The 10426-nt window shown below is 38.7% G+C and carries 10 protein-coding genes and 3 pseudogenes; 6 read left to right on the top strand and 7 right to left on the bottom strand.

The features are described from left to right. Positions 1-153 precede the first annotated feature (153 nt). Complete coding sequence (locus AR334_RS00820) at positions 154-993, top strand: tyrosine-type recombinase/integrase (RefSeq protein WP_066303897.1); 840 nt, start codon at positions 154-156, stop codon at positions 991-993. Positions 994-1309: 316 nt separating this feature from the next. Next, a complete protein-coding gene (locus AR334_RS00815) occupies positions 1310-2533 on the top strand; it encodes an IS110 family transposase (RefSeq protein WP_066303895.1) in 1224 nt (407 codons plus the stop codon). Between the two features lie 230 nt (positions 2534-2763). Here the strand turns inward: AR334_RS00815 and AR334_RS29275 are convergent, their stop codons facing one another. Beyond that, a complete protein-coding gene (locus AR334_RS29275; RefSeq protein ID WP_156431135.1) occupies positions 2764-2934 on the bottom strand; it encodes a hypothetical protein in 171 nt (56 codons plus the stop codon). A gap of 257 nt (positions 2935-3191) precedes the next feature. Further along, positions 3192-3353 carry a DUF3221 domain-containing protein gene (locus AR334_RS28620; protein ID WP_172799135.1) on the bottom strand — a complete coding sequence of 54 codons (162 nt, stop codon included), beginning with the start codon at positions 3351-3353 and terminating at the stop codon, positions 3192-3194. A gap of 337 nt (positions 3354-3690) precedes the next feature. Between AR334_RS28620 and AR334_RS00810 the strand changes: the two genes are divergently transcribed. Further along, positions 3691-4596, top strand: coding sequence for a tyrosine-type recombinase/integrase (locus AR334_RS00810; RefSeq protein WP_253701140.1), 906 nt, complete (start codon positions 3691-3693; stop codon positions 4594-4596). A 642-nt stretch (positions 4597-5238) separates the two neighbouring features. On the opposite strand, the gene AR334_RS00800 is transcribed toward AR334_RS00810, so the two are convergent. Further along, positions 5239-5733 (bottom strand): DinB family protein, encoded by a 495-nt coding sequence (locus AR334_RS00800; protein ID WP_066303889.1) that lies wholly within the window; start codon positions 5731-5733, stop codon positions 5239-5241. Between the two features lie 335 nt (positions 5734-6068). Between AR334_RS00800 and AR334_RS00795 the strand changes: the two genes are divergently transcribed. Both AR334_RS00795 and AR334_RS30205 read left to right on the top strand, forming a co-directional pair. Continuing rightward, the gene (locus AR334_RS00795; protein ID WP_066303887.1) at positions 6069-6773 is read left to right on the top strand and encodes a transposase; all 705 of its coding nucleotides are present in this window, start codon (positions 6069-6071) and stop codon (positions 6771-6773) included. Then, positions 6679-7761 (top strand): annotated as a pseudogene (locus tag AR334_RS30205) (transposase); the annotation flags it as partial. The gene AR334_RS00795 and the pseudogene AR334_RS30205, both read left to right, overlap by 95 nt. Before the next feature lie 134 nt (positions 7762-7895). Here AR334_RS30205 and AR334_RS00790 read toward each other — a convergent pair. From AR334_RS00790 to AR334_RS00780, 4 genes and pseudogenes are all read right to left on the bottom strand, one after another. Continuing rightward, positions 7896-8720: an alpha/beta fold hydrolase gene (locus AR334_RS00790; RefSeq protein WP_066303885.1), complete on the bottom strand. Its 825-nt coding sequence runs from the start codon at positions 8718-8720 to the stop codon at positions 7896-7898. A gap of 97 nt (positions 8721-8817) precedes the next feature. Beyond that, a pseudogene (locus tag AR334_RS29270) lies at positions 8818-8886 on the bottom strand (VOC family protein); the annotation flags it as partial. A 37-nt stretch (positions 8887-8923) separates the two neighbouring features. Continuing rightward, positions 8924-9256 (bottom strand): antibiotic biosynthesis monooxygenase family protein, encoded by a 333-nt coding sequence (locus AR334_RS00785; protein ID WP_066303880.1) that lies wholly within the window; start codon positions 9254-9256, stop codon positions 8924-8926. Between the two features lie 87 nt (positions 9257-9343). After that, positions 9344-10090 (bottom strand): SDR family NAD(P)-dependent oxidoreductase, encoded by a 747-nt coding sequence (locus tag AR334_RS00780; protein WP_066303879.1) that lies wholly within the window; start codon positions 10088-10090, stop codon positions 9344-9346. Positions 10091-10258: 168 nt separating this feature from the next. Here AR334_RS00780 and AR334_RS00775 point away from each other — a divergent pair. Further along, a pseudogene (locus tag AR334_RS00775) lies at positions 10259-10426 on the top strand (winged helix-turn-helix transcriptional regulator); the annotation flags it as partial.

Here is a 10426-nt window from a genome sequence, read left to right as displayed (position 1 = left end):
GGCATGCATATTTTTAGTATAGCATGAGATATTTTAAATTTTTATTGAAAAATATTGACAAACTATTAGCTGGTTTACTTCAATATTTCACGTTTCCAATTCTATAATCAGGGAAATAATTCCTCTATTATAAACATAAAGGAGGAAATGATTTTGTTATTATCAAAAGCCTGGGAATTATATGAATCGGACAAAAGGATTGAAGGATTCTCTCCTCAGACATTAAGAGCATATAGGCTCCAATCCAAGTTGCTGATTCAGCACTTTAACGATGAGGATATTCAGTCATTGACGACTGATCAACTAAAAGGATACTTATCAAAATCCAGTGAACACTTAAAGCCATCTAGTTTGGCCCATCGAATTCGCTTCATTAAATCAATATTTCGCTGGTCACACGAGGAAGGACATATTCCGAAAAATCCAGCTGTGAAAATTAAAGAACCTAAACAAGGAAAACGAATTCCAAAATTTTTAACGGAGAGAGAAATTGAACACTTGAGGGAAGCGTGCCTTACTACAATGGAAAAGGCAATTTTCGAATTTATGTTTTCAACAGGTTGCAGAATAGGGGAAATTGTATCCCTTGATAAAAATTTTATTAATTGGTCTAATCGTTCTGCCATTGTGCTGGGAAAGGGTGATAAGGAAAGAGAGGTCTACTTTAATATTAGGTGTGAAATATGGCTGAAGCGTTACTTAGACCTTCGCCAGGATAAAGACCCAGCGATTTTTGTTACTGAACGGCATCCTCATCGAATGAGTATTGGACAGATGAGGTACATCATAAAACGAATATCAAGTCGGGAAGGGATCAACAAAGAAATTCATCCACACCAACTTCGCCACAGCTATGCCACACACCTATTGAACAATGGAGCACCTATAGATGTTATTCAAAGTTTGCTTGGACACGAAAAAAGTGAGACAACTAGAATTTATGCTCAGTTAAGTGGAAGCATTAGAAAAGAATTCTATAGAAAATATTTTTAAAAAATGGATGGCAGAAGGCAACGGATACTCCGCTGCCTTTTCACTATTGCCCCCGTTAGCCATCCATGTAGCGCAAAAATCGGCGCTTCACCACAGAGAATGAAAATGGTTCCGAACCGTCAATACTGTTTCTACGGCTGGGAGAGGAAGGTCGATGAACTATGGTGCGTTAGAGCCCATCCGTTAGTCTGACTCCAACGACCACGGTGCACCACTGACTGTCGCTCCCTTACGGGAAGCACACATGGTAGATTAATCCTATTCTGGTTGATGCACCAGCCTCTAATTTGTATTTGCCGTAGAAAGGATGTTTTCAATGGATGTAGTCATTGAAAGAGCTTGTGGTATGGACGTCCATAAGGACAACATTACTGCCTGTATTATCACCTCTGAAGGAAAGGAGATTCAAACGTTTTCCACTAAGACTGTGTTTCTATTGGAATTAGTCAATTGGATTAAGCAACATCAGTGTACACATGTGGCCATGGAAAGCACAAGTGTCTATTGGAAGCCGATCGTGAACCTGTTGGAAGCTGAGGGTATCGAGTTTTTAGTTGTGAATGCCCAGCACATGAAAGCCGTTCCTGGCAGAAAGACGGATGTCAAGGATGCGGAATGGATTGCGAAACTGCTTCGTCACGGACTACTTAAAGCTAGCTATATCCCCGACAGGAATCAGCGTGAATTGCGGGAGTTGGTCCGCTATCGCAGAAGTATCATCGAAGAGCGCGCAAGGCAGCACAACCGGATTCAAAAGGTACTAGAAGGAGCGAACATCAAGCTGGGGTCTGTGGTTTCAGATGTCATGGGTGTGTCGGCTAGAGACATGCTTGACGCCATAGCTGATGGCGAGGAAAATCCTGAAAAACTGGCAAACTTCGCCCGTCGCACCATGAAGAAGAAAAAAGACGAACTGGAACTGGCTCTAAAAGGTTATATTGGCCCTCATCAACGATTAATGTTGAAAATCATTTTAGGGCACATCGATTTTCTAACTGAACAAATCGAACTGCTGGATCAGGAAGTTGCGAAAAGACTTGCCCCTCAGCAGGAAGATATTGAAAGACTCGATTCCATTCCTGGAATCGCCAGGAGAATGGCCGAACAGATTTTGTCGGAAGTCGGAACCAATGTAAAAGCCCAGTTTCCGAGCGCAGCTCATATGTGTTCCTGGGCGGGCCTGGTACCGGGACAGAATGAAAGTGCGGGAAAGAGGAAATCGGCCAAGACAAAGAAAGGAAACAAGTATTTACGGTCTGCATTAACCGAAGCAGCTCATTCAGTTAGGGGATCAAAAAACTATCTCGGAGCGCTTTATAGGCGTACTGCCTCACGAAAAGGCAAGAAACGTGCCGGTATTGTCGTTGCCCATGCCATATTGCGAATCTCTTATTATCTCTTAACTCGTAAAGAAATGTATGTAGACTTAGGCGAAGACTACTTTGATAAGCAAAGACAACAATCGATTGTTAGGCATTCCTTGAGACGACTCGAAAGCTTAGGATACACAGTTACCCTGGAAGAACCAAAAGCTTCCTAATCCAGTCCCTTCCTAATCAAAGATCAAGTAACCAGGCGCTCTCCCCTTTTTTAAAAAAACAAATGAGCTGCGTCTATTTAATTATGGCCAAATTTCCGGGAGAGTAGAAGTTAATTTTCATGGTAGTTGAATAAGCTTCACTTTTCTTTTGTTAATTGTCTGCTAAAAAGTCTATATTATTTTTGATAGTATATAGAAAAACATTATTAGTTAATGATTCTCATCCTCTTTTATTCATTACAAGCATTAGTTGGTTCGTCACCTACTACTTTGGCAATTGTGTTCGAAATTCCCTGTGCCTCTAAACACTTTTTATATTCTGCTTCTTTAGATAATTTCATTATACCTACTATACCTACTATAATTACGACCGCTACTACTGCGGATAATATTTTCTTCACATCGATATCTCCTTTATATGTAGAAATTACTTCCATAAAAAGCATAACAAAGATTTATTAAGCCGTAAATATAGTGATAGTCTGATAAAATATAAGACCTTAGCCGTAGCTCCCTCGCTATTATTAGATATGTTCCATCTTCTAATTCCACACTATACTATTTTTTAGTAACCTGCCCGTTCATAAGAATAGCCGCCAAAATGGCAGCTCCGTTTTTAACTCTTGCTACCCGTTAATTGAAGACGGATATTATTTTATCAATCAACCAATTCAACAGACAGAGTATTAATTTGAGCAGGATACGATTCTTTAATGATGCCATCAAATCCTACTTTTATCTTGTCTCCAACTTGGAATGTTTCATCATTATTCACGGAAAGGTCAACAAACACATCGCCTTCAGGATTACCTTCAAACACTTTAGCAGAAACAAGTGCGGTTTTACCATTAATATCTTTGATTGTTCCTATAAAACGGAATTTTCCGTTTTGATTTCATTGTTTTTTTCTTCACTGCTGTTAATTGAATTAGAGCACCCAACAATGGTTATTAAAACAATGATTGCTAAGGCTTTAAATATCCTGGTCATCTCACATTAATCCTCCGTTCATATTCTTTTGAATGTTAAATTGTGCTTTTGCCGAAGAAAGGACAATCTGGACTTTTCCACTATCACTCCCGTTACTTCAATATCACGTTTCCAATTCTATAATCAGGGCAATAATTCCTCTATTAAACCGAAAAGGAGGAAATAATTTGTTATTATCAAAAGCATGGGAATTATATGAATCGGACAAAAGGATTGAAGGATTCTCTCCTCAGACATTAAATGCATATAGGCTCCAATCAAAGCTGCTGACTCAACACTTTAATGATGTGTATATTGAGTCATTGACGACTGATCAACTGAAAGGATACTTAGCAAAATCCAGTGAACACCTAAAGCCATCAAGTTTGGCTCATCGAATTCGATTTATAAAATCATTATTTCGTTGGTCACACGGGGAAGGGCATTTACCCAAAAACCCAGCAGCAAAAATAAAAGAACCTAAACAAGGAAAACGGATTCCTAAATTTCTAACGGAGAGAGAAATTGAACATTTGAGGGAAGCCTGTTTTAATCCAATGGAAAAGGCATTGTTTGAATTTATGTTTTCAACAGGTTGTAGAATAGGAGAAATTGTTTCTCTTGATAAAAATTGTATCAATTGGTCTAATCGTTCTGCAATTGTTCTTGGAAAGGATGATAAAGAAAGGGAGGTCTACTTTAATATACGGTGTGAAATCTGGCTAAAGCGATACTTAGACCTTCGCCAGGATAAGGGTCCCGCTATATTTGTTACTGAACGGCACCCACATAGAATGAGTATTGGACAGATGAGGTACATTATAAAACGAATATCAAGTCGGGCTGGAATCAACAAAGAAATTCATCCACACCAACTTCGCCACAGCTATGCTACACACTTATTGAACAACGGAGCTCCCATTGATGTTATTCAAAGTTTGCTTGGACACGAAAAAAGCGAGACAACTAGAATTTATGCACAGTTAAGTGGAAGCATTAGAAAAGAATTTTACAAGAAATATTTTTTAAAAAAGTGGATGGCAGAAGGCAACGGATACTCCGCTGCCTTTTCACTATTGTCCCCGTTTATTTAAGTACATTTCTTCACAATGTTGCTATAATATAAGGTGATGTTTAAGAATGTTCGATACAAATAAAATAACAGAAACTTCACCTTATAAAAACATACACTAGATGTATGATGAACGCTAATAACGTGGTAAATATTGAAGGATATAAAAGTGTAATAATATTAACTGTTTTTTCACTTTTATCATTCATTTTCTTTACTTCGTTAATTGCTATTAATAATTTACTTTCTTTATGCAACAATTGAGATTCTAATATTTCAATTATGATTATCAGTGTATTAGTAAGAAAAAATGTTATTATTATTGTGGCAAATATGTTGTTAATGTTTGAGATAAAATATATTGTTAAACATATAAATAGCATATGTATTATCCTTATAATAACACTTTTATCCTTCATAATTCCCCCACCAATTACATTATCATTAACATAGCAAATCTTTCAATTTTGTGATGCTTTATACAGTTTATCAATATATGGTTACAGTATTTTGCGTAGTCAGAATAACATATAAAACCGTTATTTGTATTTGAATCTTTAATGAATTAACCTGCCCGTCAGGACAAAAAGAAAAGGGGAACGCCCCAGCATCCCCATCTTTAACTCTTGCCCCCTTTAGTAGAAGGCACTTGTGCGACTTTTATTTATTCATCTTCTCCTACATCTATTTTCCAGCTATTTTGCAACTTTCGGATATAAATGATCTGACCAATGTGATATGCGTTATGAGTTGACACATTTCCAAGAACTTCCCACCATTTAGCATTTCCAGAAAAACCATTAACTTCACTCTCAACTTTTTCTTCTTGTAATAACTCTTGCCAAAGTAAAAGCACCTCTAATAGTTGTTTTTTTAAGTCAGCAAATGTATGATTTTCAGGAATTATAAAGCTGTTTTTATTATTTCCTATGGAAGGGACAGCATCAACATGAGATTTTTGATACCTTGTTTGCCATGTTTGATTCCAATATAGTAGATGCTGCACAATTTCAGCAATGCTATTACTTTCCTCGTTTGGCTTCCAAAATGCTTGTTCCTCAGACAATCTTTTTATTGAATCTGAAAATGGTAGGTACCAACTAGGGTCATTCGCATTTGCCAACAACTGATCCAATAAAACATCTTTTGCATGAACCATAACCAACACTCCCAAAATAAATATACTTTTTCTCTAAACAATGACATCTTATTATATTCTGCCTAGTATATTGATTCTCCTGTTCTTATTGAACTAACCTACCCGTTCTATAAGAAAATTGCGTCTCCACCTTTTGTAGAAACGCATCCGTTAGTTTAAGTGAAATTATTCACATTGTCATAAATTTTAAACCTTAAAAATGGATGGGGGAGTCCCAAAAGTCATTAAAAAATGACTTTGGTGGCAGCCTTTTTTCTACTTATAAATACAAAAAAATCGTCCTCTATTATAAAATGAAGTTACCACACAACACTTTAATAGGAGGACGATTTTCTATGAGTAATCAAATGATCACTACCCAAAATTATACCATCGAACAGACTTCTCTTCCATTATCAATTGAGGAAAAACCATTCCAACCTAAGACGGATGTGGATTCCTCAAATACAGACCGCAACCACTTCAAACCAGTGTTTATCCCTTACAACAACCAACAAGGCATGGCTATCTTCGACCTTCAGGGATTGATCCCTGAACATCATGTTGCCCGTGTCATCGACCGCATGGTCGAGTCCATTGAGGATAATATTTTCTACCAACACTATAAAGGCGGTGGACGAAGCTCCTATCATCCGAAAATGATGGTGAAGGTGCTTTTGTATGCCTATTCCCAGAAGGTCTATTCCTGCCGGGAGATTGCGAAGCTGCTGGAGGAGAACATTCCCGCCATGTGGCTCGCGGCGATGCAAAAACCCGACTACCGGACAATCAATCGTTTTCGAACCCACCAGATGGCGGAACTTTTGCCTTCCCTTTTTGAGGAGATGATTCTCAAACTGATGGAGGAAAAGTTCATCACCCTGGAAAACTACTTCCTCGACGGTACGAAAATTGAGGCCAATGCCAATAAACATAGGTATGTTTGGAAAAAAGCTATCAATAAAAATGAAACGAAGCTTTTGGCGAAAATCGAGGAAATGTACCAACAGATCCAGTCCGTTGCGAATCGGGAGAATGAAGACCTCCACGCGGGAATCTAAGAAAGAATTAACGGTTGAGCAAAAGCTTCAAATGATCGAATCCGTCCTGGAGGAGGAAGTCGAACGGAAAAAGGTAGATTGGGAAACGGAGACCGAAAAGGAAGTCAGGAAGGAAAAGCGGCGTGTACTTGGAGGATTGAAAAAGTCATTGAAACTTGTCCGGGAGAACTTCATCCCCCGCTATCTGAAATACCAACACCAAAAAGAACTACTCGGCGACCGTAACAGTTATTCCAAAACCAATCCCGATGCAACTTTCATGCGGATGAAGGATGACCATATGAAGAATGGTCAGCTCAAGCCCGGTTATAATGTTCAGATGGCAACTGAAAATCAATTCATCCTGTTCTATTCGGTCCATCAACGTCCGACTGATACACGTAGCCTGATTCCGCATCTTGAAGCCTACCGGCAAACAAACCTTCCTATGCCAAAGAGAGTGGTTGCCGATGCAGGTTACGGCAGCGAAGAAAACTATCGCTACTTGATTGGGGACAGCGAGACAGAACCGATTGCCGAATTCCTCATTCCGTACAATACATATTTGAAGGAAAAAACAAAGGGCTATCGGAACAATCCATACAATGCAAAGAATTGGGATTATGTAGAAGAGGACGACTTGTTCATTTGTCCGAACGGCCGCCGTGTTCCCTTCAAGAAGTACATGAAGAAAAAGAATGCCTCCGGCTTTGTACAGGACTTCAAAATCTACGAATGTGAAGACTGTAGTGATTGTCCACTGAAGGCCTTGTGCACAAAGGCGAAGGGGAACCGGCAGGTTCACTGGAACCCAGTTTATGAAGAATTAAAAGAGACGGCAAAGAAAGCCCTTGAAGATGAAACCTTTAAACATGTCTATTCCCGCAGAAAGATTGAAGTGGAGACAGTTTTTGGAAATCTCAAGAGCAATTTGGCGTTCCGTCAATTCCTGCTTCGGGGACTTGAAAAGGTCCAAACGGAATTTGCCATACTGGCAATGGCCCATAACTTGCTGAAAGTGGTGGGCCTATTGTGCAGAAACCACCTTATAAAACGAAAAATCAAAAAAGAAGGTGGAGAAAAACGATTTATTTTTCTCCACCTTCTTCATTTTAGGGACTTTTTAGACAGCCCCTTCATTATTTATGAATTCACCATAGAACTTGCAAGTTCTTCAATTACTTTTGCTGTTTTTACTACATCTTCCGCAACTAATAAGTGCGTGCAGTTTTCAAACGGAATCACTTCAGAATTCGGAATCTGTTCCTTCATGTAATCCGCTGTTTCTTTTGAGTAAAGTGTACTCTTTTCTCCATACACAATTTGTGTCGGTACAGTGATTTGTGGTAACACGTCACGATAATCGCCAACTGCCATCGCATGCCACATTGCCGCTAATACATGAGGGGTATTGCCGTTGACTACTAAATTGAGCTGCTCTTCCATCATTTCACCAGTCAAGTATGGGACGGTCACTTTAAAGAAAGGCTTTGCGAATTCCATCAAGCTATCATTGATCACTGTCAAATCATTCAATGAGTCTTCCCGCGTATATTTACCGTGATAAAGACCTAAATTCCAATCCTCTTCATTGACTAATTTTGGTGTCATGTCGAACAACGATACGGCCTTCAATCTGGATACACCGAAGTTTTTTACATACTCGAATGTCGTAGAAACCCCCATCGAGTGTCCAACTAATGTGACATTCATCAAGTTAAGATGCTCCATTAGTTCTTCCAAATCGGAAGCGAATCTCTTCAATGTCAAACCATGCTCCGGGCGATCAGAAGCGCCATGTCCTCTCAAATCAAAAGACACTACATTGAACTTTTTGCTCAATTCTTCAAATGGTTGATCGAATGCTGTATGATCCGATGACCAGCCATGGACGAGCACAATCGGTTGTCCTTCTCCTTTTTGCTGATAATACAATTTGACGCCGTCACTTGTTTCGAAAAATGCCATGATGCTTTCCTCCTTCTAGTAGGCCTCAACATAAAGTTGTTGTTAAATTGTTTATAAAAACACTTTATTGCATAACTTTTTCTACCATAAATAAAGTTTACTCCTGCATTATCTGAATAAGGTTGCCGCATGTATCGTCGAAGACAGCTATTGTGACTTCGCCCATTTGTACAGCTATAGATGCTATTTCTCATTTATAAAAATTAATATGCATTCGTTATATGACTTCCCCATTCACGGTTAGGTTGCAACCAGCTAACGCTTCTTTCCACAATTAAATCATCCAGTCTTACTTCGTAATCCTTGCGGTATGGTTTAGTAAATTCTTCATCAAGCCAGCTATCTCTTGTGCCTTTCCATGTTTCATAAATGAGCAGTTCATCCGGTTGATCCAGATTATCCGAAACAATAGCGCTAATAAATGCCTTTTCGGATGACATCTCCTCAATTAGAGAAAATAACTCCTTTCGGAATTCTTCTTTCTTCCCTGGTTTAGCCTTAAAACGAATATTGAGTTGAACTTGTTGATTGGTCATATTGAATCCTCCTATAAATTTTATATTTTGCGGCGATTCCGTTACACCATTCCCCAAGTACCTTATTGTAATCTCTGCGCAGTGAAATTATACCTGTGCTAGCCCGCCATCTACGAACAATTCAACACCCGTCAAGTAACTGCTTTCGTCTGAAGCAAGGAAAGATACAGCGTTTGCTACTTCTTCAGGTGTCCCAATTTTTCCAGCTGGAACAGTATTTCTGCTATTTTCCAGTACCTCTTCAAGTGCATCACCAAAAAGCTCATCGTATGCAGGTGTAAGAATACCTCCTGGACTAACCACATTTACACGGATTTCAGTACCTTTTAGGTCAAGAATCCAGTTGCGAACTAGTGCTCTTAATGCTGCTTTAGATGCTCCATATACACTAAACGCTGGGTTGCCAATTGTTCCAGCAGTAGAGCCCGTTACAATAATAGAACCTACTTTGTCCGGGAATAGTGATAACGCTTTTTGAACAGTAAAGATGGTTCCTTTAACGTTAATGTCGAACGTTCTATCAACCTGCTCTTCAGTAATTTCACCTAATGGAAGGAAGTTTCCAATTCCTGCATTAGCAAAAAGAATGTCCAACTTACCTTTTTCCTGCTTTATAAGGTCATATAGTTTGTCTAAGTCTTCAAGCTTAGAAATATCCCCTTGTACACCGGTTACGTTCTTACCAATTTGGTTAACAGCTTTATCAAGTTCGTTTTGTCTGCGTCCCGTGATATAAACATATGCACCTTCGTTTACAAACTTTTGTGCTGTAGCAAGACCAATCCCACTTGTTCGACCCGTTACAAGTGCTATTTTACCTTCAAATTTACCCATACTTAACACTCCTTTAGAATTAATTTTATTTTATGTCTAATACCTTTAAGTATTTGAAGAACAACTTACAAGATATAGTATCCTTCAGTAAGCACATTAACGGAAGTACCCACTTTTTTGTGATATAGTAACTAAAAAGTAATAAATGTGGAATGGAGAGGTTTAGACTTGAAAAAATTTAGTTGTGGTTTTGAAGTGACAAAGGAAGTTATTGGCGGAAAATGGAAAGGTCTTGTATTATACTTTTTAATGAATGGACCAAAGAGAACGAGTGAAATAAAAGTGCATTGTCCCAAATATAACTCAGAAAATGCTGATTCAAACACTTAGAGAGCC

It is taken from the genome of Bacillus sp. FJAT-29814, from assembly GCF_001510715.1.
In the GTDB taxonomy this organism is placed as follows: domain Bacteria; phylum Bacillota; class Bacilli; order Bacillales; family Cytobacillaceae; genus Neobacillus.
Note: the sequence above shows the minus strand (reverse complement) of the source record. Positions and strands in the feature narration are given on the sequence as shown.

Bases quoted from the DNA above. Each gene is read 5' to 3' on its own strand.
- AR334_RS00785 (WP_066303880.1), bottom strand. From the start codon at position 9,256: ATGACCAATCAACAAGTTCAACTCAATATTCGTTTTAAGGCTAAACCA.
- AR334_RS00780 (WP_066303879.1), bottom strand. From the start codon at position 10,090: ATGGGTAAATTTGAAGGTAAAATAGCACTTGTAACGGGTCGAACAAGT.
- AR334_RS00790 (WP_066303885.1), bottom strand. From the start codon at position 8,720: ATGGCATTTTTCGAAACAAGTGACGGCGTCAAATTGTATTATCAGCAA.
- AR334_RS00795 (WP_066303887.1), top strand. From the start codon at position 6,069: ATGAGTAATCAAATGATCACTACCCAAAATTATACCATCGAACAGACT.
- AR334_RS00815 (WP_066303895.1), top strand. From the start codon at position 1,310: ATGGATGTAGTCATTGAAAGAGCTTGTGGTATGGACGTCCATAAGGAC.
- AR334_RS00800 (WP_066303889.1), bottom strand. From the start codon at position 5,733: ATGGTTCATGCAAAAGATGTTTTATTGGATCAGTTGTTGGCAAATGCG.